The following is a 14,863-nucleotide window of genomic DNA, read 5'->3' as shown; positions in this document are numbered from 1 at the left end:
CGCCGGTACCCGACCGGCCGCCGGGAAAACCCCGCGGCGTCGCCGATCGCGCCCGTGGTCAGGAGGGCCTGCCGGCTCCCGCCCGCGCCGCCCGGTCCCGTCCCACCGGCTTGACGCCCAACAGCTCCGCGAGCCGCGCGGCGTCCCGCTGGGCCTGGTCGCCGCAGCAGTTGTTGAACAACGCGTGCAGCTCCCCCGCCTGCCCGGCCAGCTCGACCAGCAGCTCCGACCAGCGGCGCAGTTCCTCGTCGCCGTACGCGTAGCGGAACTTCTCCTGCTTGTCCCCGGTCTCCCAGGCGGCGCTGTGCCCATGGAACCGGACCACCGCCAGCTCCGCCGTGGCGAACAGGATGGGCGGCACCGAGGAGGGATGCCCCTGCGGCATGTCGACGCAGACGAACGACAGCTCGCGCTCCCGCAGGAACGCGAGCGTGTCCAGCGCCGCCGCGCCGTCGAACCAGGACGAGTGGCGCAGCTCGACGGCGACCCGCCACGGCCGGCACCGCTCCGCCAGTTCGGCGATGCGCCGCTCGGCGGCGGCCCCCCGGGCCAGCCACGGCGGAAACTGGAGCAGGACCGCACCGAGCCGGTCGGCCGCCGCGATCGGGTCCAGCGCCGCGCGGAAGCGGTCCCACAGCTCGTCGTACGCGGCCGCCGGGAGGTCCCGGCGGCGGATCCGGCTCGGGCCGCCGGCCGGGCGCAGGTCGCGGGGCAGCGCCGCCACCGGTGTCGGGTGACCGGTGAAGAGGCTGAACGCCTTGACGTCGAAGGTGAAGCCCTCGGGCGTGGCGTCGACCCAGCCCTGCGTCGTCTCCGGCACGGGCACCGCGTAGTAGGAGGTGTCCACCTCGACCAGCGGGAAGCGCCCGGCGTAGAAGTCGAGCCGGCCGGCCGGGGTGTTCGCCGCGCGCGGGTACCAGCCCGAGCGAAGCAACATCTGGTCCGCCCAGGACGACGTGCCCACCTTGATCACACCCATGTGATTCAGTGCACCCCGGACCGGACAGATCGGCAACCGCTGGCGGAAATCCGGCGTCCGGCATCGCGGTCGGTGTCGGTGGGCGCTCCTATGCTGGCCGCGTCCGGAGAAGCCCAGAAATCCGGCGAGGCCCAGGAGAGGAGCGTGGCGATGACCACGACCACGACCACGACCGCACAGCTGACCGGCGAGCGGGCCGACCTGGTGGAGACGCTGCGCCTGCACCGCGGCTTCCTGCGGCGGACCGTCGCGGGGCTGACCGACGAGCAGGCCGCGGCCCGCAGCACCGTCAGCGAGCTGTGTCCGGGCGGTCTGATCAAGCACGTCACGCAGGTGGAGCGGCGGTGGATGAGGTTCGCCGTCGGCGGCGCCGAGGCGATGGAGAGCGAGCCGGTCGACTGGGCGGGCCAGTTCCGCATGCAGGAGGGCGAGAGCCTGGAAGGGTTGCTCGCCGACTACGCCCGGGTAGCCGCCACGACCGACGAACTGGTCGGCACGCTCGACCTCGACGCCACCCACCCGCTGCCGCAGGCCCCCTGGTTCGAGCCCGGCGCGAGCTGGTCGGTCCGCCGCGTCCTGCTGCACCTCGTCGCCGAGACGTCCCAGCACGCGGGGCACGCCGACATCCTGCGCGAGTCGATCGACGGCGCCAAGACCATGGGCTGAGCCGGTCCCCTCCCCGACCCGGTGTTTGTCGGACGTCACACCCCTACCGTGTGACGGCCCGGCGGCCCGTGGCGCTGAGGGACACGAGATGAAAGCACACCGGATGGACCAGGAGACCGTCGAGCGACTGCTCGGCGGTCCGGTCCGCGACCCGCAGGACGGTCCGCGGTCCGTCGCGTCGCTCTTGACGGCGGTCCGCGCCGCGCCCCACGCCAGCGAGCTGGCCGGGGAGGAGGCGGCCGTACGGGCCTACCGGCTGGCCCGGGCCGGGGATCCGCTCGGGCTGCCGCAGCGGCGCCGACGGCCCGCCCTGGCGGGGTTCGGCGTCCGCGCCGCGCTGGCCGGTGCCGCCCTGGCCCTCACGGGCGGGGTCGCCCTCGCCGCCACCGGAGGCGCGCTGCCCCACCCGCTGGGGGGTCCGGCACCCACCACCGCCGCTCCCCTGCCCGCCCCCACGACGGGCGCCTCCCCCACGGCGGCTCCCGACCCGCCCTCCGCCCCGACGGGCGGGGTGGACGGTCGGCCGGAGCCGGACGCGGCGGTGCGGGAGTGGTGCCGGGCGTACCGGGCGGACGCCGGCGACGAACCGGGCGGTGTCCTGGACGACCCCGCCTACGGCAGGCTGATCCACGCCGCCGGTGGCCGCAAGGAGGTGGCCGGCTACTGCGAGCGGGTGCTGGCCGCCCCGGGGCCGACGAGTCCCGGCCCGCACGGCAGCCCGTCCGGCCAGCCCGGCACGACCCCGACCGGCCGACCGGGGGGCGACTCGACCGGCCGGCCCGGGGTCACCCCGACCAGCCGGCCCACCACCGCGCCGACCAGCCGGCCCACAGCCACCCCGACCGGCCGGCCCGGGGCGGAACCGACCGGCCGACCGGGAGCGGAACCGACCGGCCAGCGGGTCGGCCCCACGGCGTCGCCGTCGGTCACGGCCGCGCAGCCGACCCGGCCCGGCCCGAGCCCCGTCCCGCCGGGGCACCGCACCGCCGCGCCGGACGGCGGCGGGACGGGCTGACCGCGCGGCCCGCCGTGGGCAGGCGCACCCCGCCGTCGCGCCCCGCCACGGCGACGCGGTGGTCGGGCGGCGAGCCTGTCCGGGCCTCCGGCGCGGCCTGCGTCCGTCGGCCGGTGACCTCGGCGGAGGCGGCTGGTAGCTTGCCCCGATGAGTCTGCGGCGTCGACGCGTGGCGGTGGTCTTCCGCCTGGCGATCGTGATCAGCGTGCTGGCCGGGATCGTGCTCACCGCGATCGGTCCCACCACGGTCACCGGCCTGCTGCCGTACTTCACCATCCAGAGCAACGTCGCCGTCGGGCTCTTCGCCGGGTACGCCGCCTGGCGGGCCTGGCGGGACCAACCCGAGCCGCCCTCGGCGCTCAAGGGCGCCGTCACGCTCTACATCACCATCACCGGCGTGGTCTACCACCTGGTGTTGGCCAACCCGGCGAGCCCGTTCGCGATGCCGCAGCCGGACCGCACGCTTCCCGACGCGCTGGGCAACCAGTTCCTGCACACCGTCGTGCCGCTGCTGGCCGTGGCGGACTGGGCACTGTTCGACCCCCGGGGCCGGCTCCGTCCGCGCTACGCGGCCTGGTGGCTGGCGTTCCCCCTCGGATACCTCGGCTTCGCCCTGGTCCGTGGGCTGGTGGTGGACCGGTACCCGTACCCGTTCATCGACGCGGGCGAGTTGGGCTACGCCGGGGTGGCCGTCAGCGCGGTCTTCTTCGCCGCCGCGTTCTGGCTGCTGGGCCTGCTCTTCGTCGCCGTCGACCGGACGCTGGGCCGCCGGGCGAGGGCCGCTCACCCCGTCGCCGCGCAGCACGCCGCCGGCGCTCCGGCCACCCCGTCGACCGCGCCCACCACCGCTGTCGCCCGGTCCGACGCGACGGCCCTGCCGTGACGGCCATCCCCCGCCGGCTCGCCCGGAAGGGGTGAGCCGGGGCGCCGCGCCCGGCCGTTTGGTCCGTCGCTGAACGGGCAGCCGGCAGGTGTACCGGAAGCGGGGGGACGGGAGGCGTCATGCGCGCACTGCGGTTGCCGAGCTGGAAGTCGGAGCCCGAGCTGGTCGAGGTCGACGAGCCGACCCCAGGCCCGGGTCAGGTGGTGGTGAAGATCGGCGGTGCCGGCGCCTGCCACTCCGACCTGCACCTGATGCACGACTTCGAGGCCGGCGCGGTGCCCTGGAACCCGCCGTTCACCCTCGGCCACGAGAACGCCGGCTGGGTGCACGCCCTCGGCGACGGGGTGACCGGGCTGACGGTGGGCGAGCCGGTGGCCGTGTACGGGCCGTGGGGCTGCGGCACCTGTGCCCGCTGCCGGGTGGGGATCGACCCGTACTGCGAGAACGTCGCCGAGGCGCCGGTGCCCGGCGGGGGTGGCGGCCTCGGTCTGGACGGCGGCATGGCCGAGTACATGCTGGTGCCGCAGGCCCGGCAGGTCGTGCCGCTGCCCGACGGGCTCGACCCGGTGCTGGCGGCGCCGTTGACCGACGCGGGGCTCACCCCGTACCACGCGATCCGCCGTTCCTGGGCGAAACTCGGCCCGACCAGCACCGCCGTGGTGATCGGCGTGGGCGGGCTGGGGCACGTCGGCGTGCAGATCCTCAAGGCCACCACCGCGGCCCGGGTGATCGCGGTGGACACCCGCGAGGAGGCGCTGACGCTCGGCGCGGAGTGCGGCGCCGACCTCACCATGCTCTCCGGCGAGGACACCGCCCAGGAGATCCGCCAGGCCACCGGCGGCCGGGGCGCCGACGTGGTCCTGGACTTCGTCGGCGCCGACCCCACGCTCGCGCTCGGCGTCGCCGCCGCCCGCACCGTCGGCGACCTCACCATCGTCGGCATCGGCGGGGGCACGCTGCCGGTGGGCTTCTTCTCGGTGCCGTACGAGGTGAGCATCCAGACCACGTACTGGGGCAGCCGGCCGGAGCTCATGGAGGTGCTCGAACTGGGCGCCCGGGGCCTGGTGAAGCCGAAGGCCAGCACCTTCTCGCTGGAGGAGGCGGTCGTCGCGTACCGGAAGATGCGCGACGGCACGCTGGAGGGCCGGGCCGTCGTCGTGCCGTGACCGTCGCGCCCCTACGATGATCATGTGGTCGCGGCGCTGGAGCTCTACCTCGACACCGACGCCACCCGGCGGATCCGGGTGCTCTGGGACGCGCTGGAGTCCGAGGGCGTGCAGAGCATGCGGTCGCTGCTGGAGCAGCGCCATCGGCCGCACGTCTCGCTCGCGGTCGCGCCCCGTCTCGATCCGGAGCGGGTCGCGGCGGCGCTGCGCGGGACGGTGGTGGTCGCGCCACTGCGGCTGAGCTTCGAGCACGCCGGGCAGTTCGTCGGCCGGGTGCTGTGGCTGGGCCCGACCCCCACCGCCGAACTGCTCACGCACCACGCCCGGGTGCACGGCCGGCTGGCCGAGGCGGGGATCGGGCTGGTCGAGCACTACCAGCCGGGACGGTGGGTGCCGCACTGCACGCTGTCGATGCGGGTGCCGAACGCGTTGATGGCCGCCGCCGTACGCCGCTGCCTGGAGGTGCTGCCGCTGGAGGCGACCGTGGTCGGCGCGGCGGTCACCGACCACGCCCGGGGCATCTCCCACCCGCTGCCGTAGCCGGAGCGCACCGGCGGGCGGGCACCGACGATGTCGGCGGCACCGCGTACCGCCGATGTCCTGGACGAGACCGCGGTCGGCGCGCGCCGTCGGCACCCTGGGCCGCCGACGGCGGATCCCCCTCTCCCTGTTGGCCCGGCCGCTGCGCGCCGCGACAGGGGGCGGGCCGGGGCGGCGCGACCGTCGCGCGGCCTTCGCGTCCGCCGCGCAGCACGGCACAGGCGGCGGAGTACGGCCCGCCGCTTGTCCGCGCCCGCCCGGGGGGTGGATCCTCTAGGGAATCGACAGAAACGAATCTGTGGAGGTTCGATGCGTCGTCTCCCGCCCGCCCTGCTCCTGCTCGCCGCGCTGCTGCTCGGCCTGCCGGCGCCCGCCCACGCCGCTCCCGACCACGCCGACGCCGCCGCGGCCCACGCCGCGGCCACGCTCGCGCAGGTCCGCACCGCCGGCACCACCTGGGGGCTCGACCCCGCCACCGGTCGGATGACCCTCACCGTCGACGACACCGTGTCCGACCGGGAGGTGGCCACGCTGCGGGCGACCGCCGCCCGGGCCGGGGCGTTGCTCCGCCGCGAGCCGGGTGAGCTGCGCCTGCTCATCGCCGGCGGGCAGGCGATCTACGGCGGGAGTGGACGGTGCTCCCTCGGCGCCAACGTCCGCCGGGGCACCACCTACTACTTCGTCACCGCCGGCCACTGCACCGCGAGCGCCTCCACGTGGTACGCCGACGGCGGGCAGACCGTCGTCCTCGGCACCCGGGCGGGCAGCAGCTTCCCCGGCAACGACTACGGGCTGGTCCGCCACACCGGCTCGGTCCCCCACCCCAGCGCCGTCTACACCTACCCCGGCCTGCTCACGATCAACGGCGCCGGCAACGCCTACGTCGGCCAGACGGTCTGTCGCAGCGGGTCCACGACCGGAGTGCGCTGCGGCACGGTCACCGGGCTCAACGTGACCGTGAACTTCGTCGGCGGCACCGTCAGCGGCCTGATCCGGACCAACATCTGCGCCGAGCCGGGCGACAGCGGCGGGCCGCTCTACGTCCCCGCCACCGGCGTCGTCCTCGGCATCCTCTCCGGGGGCAGCGGCAACTGCACCACCGGCGGCACCACCTACTACCAGCCGATCACCGAGGTCCTCGCGGCGTACGGCCTGACCATCCCCTGACCGACCAGGTGCCCGGCCCGACCCGCGCGACGGGCCGGGCCGGGCACGGCCGGGTCAGCCCTGCGGCCGCTGGCGGCGACGCCGACGAAGCGACGCTGGGCGAGGGAGGGACAGCGAGGGTGGAACACCCGGGCGGAGACCGACGTCTTCGGCACCGACGAGGGATGGTCAGGCGGGTCGGGGGGTGAGGAGGTAGTCGTCGGCCTCGGGGCTCCACCGCAGGTCGACGACGCCGCTGGTGGCCGCCGCCTTGCAGAACTGGAGGAAGCTGCGGTAGCCCAGCTTCTTCTCGCTGAAGTCGGGCCGCGCCCGGCGCAGCTGGTTCTTGAGGCCGGAGAGGGCCACCGCGCCCTCGTCGCCGGCGAGGTCCGTCACCACCGAGCCGAGCAGCCCGAACGCCACCTCCCGGTCGCCGTGCTCGGGGAGGGAGACCTCGGGGTCGCCCTTGGCGGGGCCCTCCGCCAGCTCGATCACGTTGTGCCCGGCGAGGTGCCGCAGGAGCTCCCCGAAGGTGCGGAACCCGTAGTCGGACTCGCTGAACGTCGGGTCCTTGCGCAGCAGGGTGCGCTTCAACGTCGAGGCGGTCACCTCGCCGCTGGAACTGCCCTGCAGGCCGGCGACGGTCTGGGCCACGAGCACGGCGAGCGTGTCGACGTCCCGGGCGGCCTCCTCGGCCGCCGCCTGCGGCTCGGGCTCGGGCTCCTGCCCCGCCCGCGGCACGTCGGGGCTGGGCAGCCGGGCCGGGCGGCCCCGCCGGACCCGGGCGGGCGGGATGTCGACGCCCTCCAACCGGTCGTAGTAGAGGAACTCGTCGCACGCGGGGGGCAGCAGCGCCGAGGTCGAGTTCTCCACGCCCACGCCGATGACGCGCTTGTTCAGCTCGCGGAGCTTGTGGACCAGCGGGGTGAAGTCGCTGTCGCCGGTGCAGATCACGAAGGTCGAGATGTACCCGCGCTCGAAGGCCAGCTCCACCGCGTCCACGGCCATCTTGATGTCGGCGGCGTTCTTGCGCGAGGCGCCCATCCGCTGGGGAATCTCGATGAGCTCGACGTGCGAGCGGGTCAGCATCCGCCGGTCCTCGTCGAAGTACGACCAGTCCGCGTACGCCCGGCGCACCACCACCCGGCCGCGCTCGGCGAGGGCGTCGGCGATGGGACGGAAGTCGAAGGCCACGCCGCCGAGGTGGTCGCGTGCCCCCAGCGCGAGGTTCTCGTAGTCGAGGAACAGGGCGATGCGGTCTTCGTGATCCACGCAGGTCAGCCTACCCCCGGCGAGGTCCCGCGCCGTCCCGGGCCGCCGCGGCCCGGTGGCGGGTCCGCCGGGCCGCCGGCCGGCCGGGTAGTGCTGGCCCTACCCGGGGACTACGTCCAGACGGCTGGGTCGGCGCGGCGGCCGCGGTTAGCGTCAGCGGCATGACGACAGCTCGCCCCCTGTGCCTGGCCGAGGCGCTGCGCCGGCCCGGATACCTGCTCTCCGCGTGGCCGTGGCGCGCGCTGGCCTACCTGCTCAGCACCGTCCCGATCGCCGGGGTGCTCGCCGTCGGGCTGCTCGTCGTCGGGGCGCCCCTGCTGGCGGCGGTCAACGCCGTGCAGCAGGGCCGACCGGTCGAGCTTCCGCTCCTCCTGTTCCTGGCCGTCGGCGCGCTGACGGTGGTCGCGTCGGCCCCGATCGTGAGCATCGCGGTGACCGCCGTCGAACGGCAACGGCTCGGCCTCGTGGACGGGCGGCCGTTGCCCGCGTACCGGTGGCGGGGCCTGGCCGCGCGCTACACGAGCGCCGCCGCGTGGCGGGAGGTCGCCCACACCTTCTGGCTGGGCGGCGCCGTACCGCTCGGGTACGCCGTGTTCACCCTGCTCGTGCTGCTCGACCTCACCCTGGTCGCCAGCCCCTGGCTGGTCGGCGACGCCGACGAGGTCATCGTGGTCTGGACCACCGTCGAGACGGCCGGCGAGGCCATCCCGTACGCCGTTCTCGGGGTGCTGCTCGTCCCGGCGCTCTGGTACGCCCTCGGGGTGCTCGCCGTGGCCCAGGGCGCGGTGGCGCGGTGGCTGCTCGGCCGGCCCACCGACGGGGCGGCCCTGCGGGAGGTCAGCCGCTCGCGGACCCGGCTGGTCGACGCCTACGAGGCCGAACGCCGCCGCATCGAGCGCGACATGCACGACGGCGCGCAACCCCGGCTGACCAGCCTCACGCTCCACCTGGGCCTGGCCCGGCTGGACGTGCCCGAGGACTCCCCCGCGGCCGGTCCGCTCGCCGTCGCGCACGACCAGGCCAAGAACCTGATGGTCGAGCTCCGACAGATCGTGCAGGGCATCCGCCCGCAGAGCCTCACCGACCTCGGCCTGGCCGGCGCGGTACGGGAACTGGCCGGCGAGGCCACCGTCCCGGTCACCGTCCACGCCGAGCTCAAGCAGCCGCTGCCGGAACTCGTCGAGAGCACCGCCTATTTCGTGGTGTCGGAGTCGCTGGGCAACGTCGTCCGGCACTCCGGGGCGACCCACGCCGAGGTGCGGCTCGTCCAGGCCGACGGCCAACTCGTCGTGGAGATCTCCGACGACGGCCACGGCGGCGCCGACCCGGTGCGGGGCACCGGTCTGACCGGCCTCGCCGACCGGGTCGCCGCGGCCGAGGGTCGGCTGCTGCTCGCCAGCCCGCCCGGCGGCCCCACGCTCGTGCGGGTCGAGTTGCCGTGCCACCGGTGACCCGCGTCGTGCTCGCGGAGGACGAGGTCCTCCTGCGCGAGGGCCTCGCCGCCCTGCTGTCCAGGTTCGACTTCGAGGTGGTCGCCGCCGTCGGCACGGCACCGCAGCTTCGCGACGCGGTCCGGACGCACGAGCCGGACCTGGTGGTGACCGACATCCGCATGCCGCCCGGCCCGCGCGACGACGGGCTGCGGGCCGCCCTCGACCTGCGCGCCGAACGGCCGCGGCTCGCCGTCATGGTGCTGAGCCAGCACGTGCAGGCCGAGTACGCCTCGGCCCTGCTCGACAGCGGCGACGGCCGGGGCGTCGGCTACCTGCTCAAGGACCGGGTCGCCGAGGTCGCCGAGTTCGCACGACAGCTGCGTACGGTCGCTCGTGGCGGCACGGTCGTCGACCCCGACGTCGTACGACGGCTGCTGCACCGCCCGCGCGACCCGCTCGCGGCCCTGTCCGCCCGGGAGCACGAGGTGCTGACGCTGCTCGCCGAGGGGTGCTCCAACGCGGCGATCGCCGCGCGGCTGCACGTCACCGAGGCGGCCATCGGCAAGCACATCGGCAACGTCCTGGCGAAGCTCGGCCTGCCGCCCAGCGACGACACCAACCGCCGGGTGCTGGCGGCCCTCACCTACCTGCGTGCCGGCCCGTCGCCCCGGTAGCATGCTCCGGCGCGTCCACGTGGCGGGACGTACGACGGCACGCCGAAAGTTGCGCTCCCGCTCTCCCGGCGTTCACGCCCGCACCGCTAGCATCGCTGCTCATGAATACGAGGAGCAGTGCCCGCTCGGGGTCCAGAAGGCTGGCGATGGCGTTCGCGCTGGCCGTCGTGCTGGTGACGCCCGTGGCGGTGACGGCGGCGGCGTCGGCCGCCACCACCCTGACCGTGGCCCAGGCGCTCGCCGCGCAGGACGGTCGCACGGCCGCCGTGACCGGCTACGTCATCGGCCAGCCGACCAGCGCCACGACGGTGCTCAGGTCCGGCTTCACCTCGGACACCGCGATCGCGATCGCCGACACGGCGGCCGAGACCGGCACGAGCAGGATGCTCTACGTCCAGGTCACCACCGCCTACCGGAGCACGTTCGGGCTGCTCACCAACCCGGGCCTGCGGGGCCAGCGGATCACCGCCACCGGCACGTTGACCGCCTACTTCAGCCACGGCGGCCTGAAGAACCCCACGGCGATGACCCTCGGCGGCACCGCACCCTCGCCGAGCCAGTCACCGACGCCGCTCCCCACCACTACCGCGCCCGGCGGCGGGTACGACTCCACCTACTACGCCAACGCGATCGGCAAGTCCGGCACGGCCCTGCGCAGTTCGCTGCACTCCATCATCAAGGTGCAGACGAAGCTCTCCTACGACCAGGTGTGGGAGGCGCTGCGGGACACCGACCAGGACCCGGCCAACAGCAACAACGTCATCCTGCTCTACACCGGGCGGTCGCAGAGCAAGACCAGCAACGGCGGCGGTGTCGACGACTGGAACCGCGAGCACGTCTGGGCCAAGTCGCACGGCGACTTCGGCACGGCGACCGGTCCGGGCACCGACGTCCACCACCTGCGGCCGACCGACGTCTCGGTCAACTCGACGCGGGGCAGCAAGGACTTCGACAACGGCGGCAGCCCCGTCGCCGAGGCGCCGGGCTGCTACACCGACGCCGACTCCTGGGAGCCCCGCGACGCGGTCAAGGGCGACGTGGCCCGCATGATCATGTACATGGCGATCCGGTACGAGGGCACCGACGGCTGGCCCAACCTGGAGCTCAACCAGTCGGTCAACAACGGCACCGCCCCGTACCACGGCCGGATGTCGGTGCTGCTCCAGTGGAACCAGGCCGACCCGCCGGACGCGTTCGAGAAGCGTCGCAACCAGCGGATCTACGAGCGCTGGCAGGGCAACCGGAACCCGTTCGTCGACCACCCGGAGTGGGCGGGCGCCATCTGGGGCTGACCCGCCCCGCCCACGCGGCCGGTCCCCTCGCCCGGGGGCCGGCCGCGCCTCGCGGTGCGCCGCGCCGGGGTCGGTCAGCCGGCCGGCCCGGCGACCGCCACGGAGCGACCCGGCGGCTCCGGGACGAACGGCAGGCTCCTCGGCTCCACCGGCCGGGGTCCGCCGGCCGGATGCCGCCACAACCCGCGCTCACGCAGGATCGGCAGCACGCCCTCGCCGAACCAGTACGCCTCCTCCAGGTGCGGATGGCCGGAGAGGATGAACTCGTCCAGACCGAGCGCGTGGTACTCGGCGATCCGGTCGGCCACCTCCGTGTGGCTGCCCACGAGGGCGGTGCCGGCGCCGCCCCGGACCAGACCGAACCCGGCCCAGAGGTTGGGTGCGACCTCCAGTCCGTCGCGGGAGCCCCCGTGCAGGTCGAGCATCCGGCGCTGCCCCTCGGACTCGCTGCCGCGCAGCCCCTCCTGGGCCGCCCGCAGGTCGGACTCGGCGATGCCGTCGAGCAGGCGGCGGGCCTGCGCCCAGGCATCCTCGGCGGTGTCCCGGGTGATGACGTGCAGCCGGATGCCGAAGCGCAGCTCGCGGCCGGCCTCGGCGGCCAGCGTGCGGACCCGGTCGAGCTTGCCGGCCACCTGGGCCGGCGGCTCGCCCCAGGTCAGATAGACGTCGCTGTGCCGCACCGCCACCGGCAGCGCGGCGGCGGATGAGCCGCCGAAGTAGATCGGCGGGACCGGGTCGGGCAGCCGGTTCAGCCGCCCCTGCCCGATCCGCAGGTGCGCGCCGGTGTGGTCCACCGTCCCGCCGCGCCACAGCGCCCGCACGATGTGCAGGAACTCGTCGGTGCGCGCGTACCGGGCGTCCTTGTCCAAAAAGTCGCCGTAGGCACGCTGCTCCCGTGATTCGCCTCCGGTCACCACGTTCACCATCAGCCGGCCGCCGGAGAGCCGTTGGAACGTCGAGGCCATCTGCGCCGCCAGCGCGGGCGTGAGCAGGCCGGGCCGGAAGGCGACCAGGAACTTCAGCCGCTCGGTCACCTCGGTGAGCATCGCGGTGCTCAGCCAGGCGTCCTCACACCAGGCGCCGGTCGGGGTGAGCGCGCCGACGAAGCCGAGCTGCTCGGCGGTCCGCGCGATCTGGCCCAGGTAGGCGACCGTCGCCGGACGGGCGCCGCCGGCCGTGCCGATCGGCACGTCGTGGCCCCCGCCGACGATGTCCCGGCTGTCGCCGTAGGTGGGCAGGAACCAGTGGAAGGTGAGGGCCATCCGGATCTTTCCTCCAGTGCGCGGCGGGAAGCGGGTGGGGCGGGGCACGCGGCGGACAGCCGGTGTCAGGCAACGAAATCGTGGAAGAACAGCGACGCCAGCCCGAGCGCCAGGGCCAGGTTGAACACGGTGGCCCCGGCGAAGACCGCGACGGGCCGCCACCCGGCCTCCCGCAGCGAGGCCACCCGGACCTCCAGGCCGATGCTGACGAAGGCCAGGATCAGGAACCAGACCCGCAGGTCGTTGACGACGGCGATGGTGGCCTTGCCGTCCGCCCCCGCCGCGTCCAGGTACCAGGTGGCGATCACCGAGGCGGCGACGAAGCCGAGGACGAACTTCGGGAAGCGGCGCCACAGCTCCCCCACGCCGGGCCGGGCGGCCCCCGGCTGGCGTTCCACCCGCAGCGTGAAGTACGCGGTGAGGGCCACCGCCACCACGCCCATCAGGGCGTTCTGGGTGACCTTGACGATGCTGGCGATCTGCAGCGCCTCCTCCCCGGCCAGCGCCCCGGCCGCGGTGACCGCCGCCGTGGTGTCGATGTTGCCGCCGATCCACGCGCCGGCCACCGCGTCGGAGAGCCCGAGCAGGTCGGCCAGCCACGGCAGGATGAAGATCGACGGCAGGGCGAAGACGATGACCAGGCTGGCCGTGTAGGCGAGTTGCTCGCGGCGGGCCCGCACCGCGCCCGCGGCGGTGATCGCGGCGCTGACCCCGCAGATCGACACCGCCGAGGCGAGCAGGGCCCGCAGCTTGTCGTCGAGCCCGAGCCGGCCGGCCAACCACCAGGTGAACAGGAACACCCCGCTGATCAGCAGGATCGCCTGGGCGATCGCCGGGCCGGCGGCGCCGGCGATCACCGCCAGGTTGATCGACGCGCCGAGCAGCACCAGGCCGGTCTTGATGAAGAACTCGGTACGGAACGCGGCGGCGATCCGGTCGCGCAGCCCGAGCTGGGTGACCGCGACGTTGCCGAGCAACCCGAGCAGGATCGCGTAGACGGGATACTCGACGGCCGCGGCGACGTCCTCGACGGCGCTGCCCTCGGCCCAGGCGGGGACGTTCTGCTCCAGGAAGCGGGTGAGCGCCGCGAGGGCCAGCACCACGAGCAGGCCCAGCCCCGTCCAGGCCCAGAGTGGTCCGGACCGGACGGTGGCCGTGGGCGGGGTGGGGACCGGTTCGTCGACCGGCGCGGCGGTGCCGGTGGCGGCGTCCTGCCCGGCGGCCGCCAGGGCGCCGGAACGCACGGAGTCCTGCCCGGCGGCCATCAGGGCACCAGCCCGGCGGGAACGGCACCGACCAGCACCAGACCGATCAGCACGAGACCGAGGACGGTGGCGGCCCAGTCCTCGTTGAACGCGAGCCGGGACTCGTCGGCGGTGGGTGGGGTCGGGGGTGACGGATCACTGCTCATGACGTTCCTTCGAGAGGCGGTCGACCGTGCGCGGGCAGGGTCGACGGAAGAAAGGGGCGCGGGCGTGCCGCGGGAGAGGGCGGATGATCCCCGAGCCGGCGCGCGGCGGGGAGTGCGTGGGCGACGCCTCGGGCGGGCTCGGCGGCCGTCCCCGGATCGGGGCCGGCGACGCCGGGACGCCTCGGATCGGGTGCACGCCGGGTCAGGCGGCCGGGGCATCGTCGGTCTGCGCCCCGGTCGGGCGGCCGGGGTGGCGGAACCGCCCGGTCAGGCCGTCGGCCGGCCGGGACAGAGCTGCGAGGCGACCCGCATCAGGTCGACGACCCGGCGGGAGGTGAGCAGCGGTGTGGCCGGCATGGATCCATTTTCCTACTAAGGCAGTAGGAATACAAGCCCCCTCCGCCCTCCGCGGCCGGCGTGGGTGCGCCGCTCAGCGACGGCGGGCGTACGCCAGCGGCAGCGGGCTCGGCTGGCCGCTCCACGTGCCGGTCAGCACCGCGCCGTCCGACGCGGTGCCGCCGTCGAGGCGGCGCACGACGGCCAGTTCCACGGAATCGGTGACGATGAGGGTGAGGTCGTCCTCCACCACGCGGCGCACCGCGCCGACGGGCGGGACGTCGGCGCCCCGGGTGCCGCTGCCGGCGATGGCCATCGTCGGCTCGCGGTGCTCCCGCCGGCCGTCGACCTCGAAGTACTCCTCCGCCTGCCCGGCGTCGGCGAGGACGGCCGCCGCCAGCGTCGCGGCGTATACGGGATCCGCGCACGCGTCGTAGACCCAGCGGCGGCCGAGCACGGAGTGCTCGGTGGTGCCGACGAGCCAGTCGTCGCCGCCGTCCAGGGGTGCGTCGCGGTAGGTGAGCGGGACCTGGTGGATCGGCCCGTCGCCCGCCCGGAGGAGCAGCGTCTCCACGCCGACGGCACCGGCCGGGTCGTCGAACCGGTAGGCCGCCACGCGCTCGACGTCACCGTCGGCCGGCCCCTGGTACCACGGCCGGCCGGGCAGCCACGCCGCCAGGAGTGCGAACTTCGTGGGGTGCATCGTCGCCCGGTGCAGCAGCGCCATACGTCGCATCGTAGGGGCACGGCCGTGCCCCGCGCTGACCCGACCGCGCCCGGCGGCCCGG

Annotated in this window: 15 protein-coding genes; 9 read left to right on the top strand and 6 right to left on the bottom strand. The window is 74.9% G+C overall.

All coding sequences use genetic code 11. The features are described 5' to 3' along the window. Positions 1-58: 58 nt before the first annotated feature. Positions 59-979, bottom strand: coding sequence for a DUF72 domain-containing protein (locus tag ACSNN9_RS02220; protein ID WP_436670938.1), 921 nt, complete (start codon positions 977-979; stop codon positions 59-61). A 150-nt stretch (positions 980-1,129) separates the two neighbouring features. On the opposite strand from ACSNN9_RS02220, the gene ACSNN9_RS02215 reads away from it, so the two are divergent. The 6 genes from ACSNN9_RS02215 to ACSNN9_RS02190 all read left to right on the top strand — a co-directional run bounded on the left by ACSNN9_RS02215 (position 1,130) and on the right by ACSNN9_RS02190 (position 6,416). Beyond that, positions 1,130-1,645 carry a DinB family protein gene (locus ACSNN9_RS02215; protein WP_436670937.1) on the top strand — a complete coding sequence of 172 codons (516 nt, stop codon included), beginning with the start codon at positions 1,130-1,132 and terminating at the stop codon, positions 1,643-1,645. A 103-nt stretch (positions 1,646-1,748) separates the two neighbouring features. Next, entirely contained in the window at positions 1,749-2,660 is a 912-nt protein-coding gene (locus ACSNN9_RS02210; RefSeq protein ID WP_436670936.1) for a hypothetical protein, read from the top strand. 148 nt (positions 2,661-2,808) lie between these two features. Next, positions 2,809-3,543, top strand: coding sequence for a Pr6Pr family membrane protein (locus ACSNN9_RS02205; protein ID WP_436670935.1), 735 nt, complete (start codon positions 2,809-2,811; stop codon positions 3,541-3,543). Positions 3,544-3,662: 119 nt separating this feature from the next. Then, positions 3,663-4,709 (top strand): NAD(P)-dependent alcohol dehydrogenase, encoded by a 1,047-nt coding sequence (locus ACSNN9_RS02200; RefSeq protein WP_436670934.1) that lies wholly within the window; start codon positions 3,663-3,665, stop codon positions 4,707-4,709. 24 nt (positions 4,710-4,733) lie between these two features. Then, complete coding sequence (locus ACSNN9_RS02195; protein ID WP_436670933.1) at positions 4,734-5,249, top strand: 2'-5' RNA ligase family protein; 516 nt, start codon at positions 4,734-4,736, stop codon at positions 5,247-5,249. A gap of 309 nt (positions 5,250-5,558) precedes the next feature. After that, a complete protein-coding gene (locus ACSNN9_RS02190) occupies positions 5,559-6,416 on the top strand; it encodes a S1 family peptidase (protein ID WP_436670932.1) in 858 nt (285 codons plus the stop codon). Positions 6,417-6,584: 168 nt separating this feature from the next. Here ACSNN9_RS02190 and ACSNN9_RS02185 read toward each other — a convergent pair whose 3' ends face one another. Continuing rightward, complete coding sequence (locus ACSNN9_RS02185; protein ID WP_436670931.1) at positions 6,585-7,667, bottom strand: NYN domain-containing protein; 1,083 nt, start codon at positions 7,665-7,667, stop codon at positions 6,585-6,587. Between the two features lie 161 nt (positions 7,668-7,828). Here ACSNN9_RS02185 and ACSNN9_RS02180 point away from each other — a divergent pair, with 161 nt between their 5' ends. The 3 genes from ACSNN9_RS02180 (at position 7,829) to ACSNN9_RS02170 (ending at position 11,066) form a co-directional block, all read left to right on the top strand. Then, a complete protein-coding gene (locus ACSNN9_RS02180; RefSeq protein WP_436670930.1) occupies positions 7,829-9,118 on the top strand; it encodes a histidine kinase in 1,290 nt (429 codons plus the stop codon). Beyond that, positions 9,106-9,774: a response regulator transcription factor gene (locus ACSNN9_RS02175; protein ID WP_436670929.1), complete on the top strand. Its 669-nt coding sequence runs from the start codon at positions 9,106-9,108 to the stop codon at positions 9,772-9,774. Before ACSNN9_RS02180 ends, ACSNN9_RS02175 begins: the two co-directional genes overlap by 13 nt. 146 nt (positions 9,775-9,920) lie before the next feature. Continuing rightward, positions 9,921-11,066, top strand: a complete 1,146-nt coding sequence (locus ACSNN9_RS02170; protein ID WP_436670928.1) for an endonuclease — start codon at positions 9,921-9,923, stop codon at positions 11,064-11,066. Positions 11,067-11,140: 74 nt separating this feature from the next. On the opposite strand, the gene ACSNN9_RS02165 is transcribed toward ACSNN9_RS02170, so the two are convergent. From ACSNN9_RS02165 to ACSNN9_RS02150, 4 genes are all read right to left on the bottom strand, one after another. Beyond that, positions 11,141-12,328, bottom strand: coding sequence for an LLM class flavin-dependent oxidoreductase (locus ACSNN9_RS02165; RefSeq protein ID WP_436670927.1), 1,188 nt, complete (start codon positions 12,326-12,328; stop codon positions 11,141-11,143). Positions 12,329-12,393: 65 nt separating this feature from the next. Further along, positions 12,394-13,593 (bottom strand): YeiH family protein, encoded by a 1,200-nt coding sequence (locus ACSNN9_RS02160; protein ID WP_436670926.1) that lies wholly within the window; start codon positions 13,591-13,593, stop codon positions 12,394-12,396. After that, complete coding sequence (locus ACSNN9_RS02155; RefSeq protein ID WP_436670925.1) at positions 13,593-13,739, bottom strand: hypothetical protein; 147 nt, start codon at positions 13,737-13,739, stop codon at positions 13,593-13,595. The genes ACSNN9_RS02160 and ACSNN9_RS02155 overlap by 1 nt, the downstream gene beginning before the upstream one ends. 430 nt (positions 13,740-14,169) lie before the next feature. Then, complete coding sequence (locus tag ACSNN9_RS02150) at positions 14,170-14,802, bottom strand: CG0192-related protein (RefSeq protein WP_436670924.1); 633 nt, start codon at positions 14,800-14,802, stop codon at positions 14,170-14,172. Positions 14,803-14,863: the final 61 nt, after the last annotated feature.

Origin of the sequence: Micromonospora sp. URMC 107 (assembly GCF_051386315.1) — a bacterium.
GTDB lineage: Bacteria > Actinomycetota > Actinomycetes > Mycobacteriales > Micromonosporaceae > Micromonospora.
This window is presented reverse-complemented; position numbering and strand designations above follow the sequence as displayed.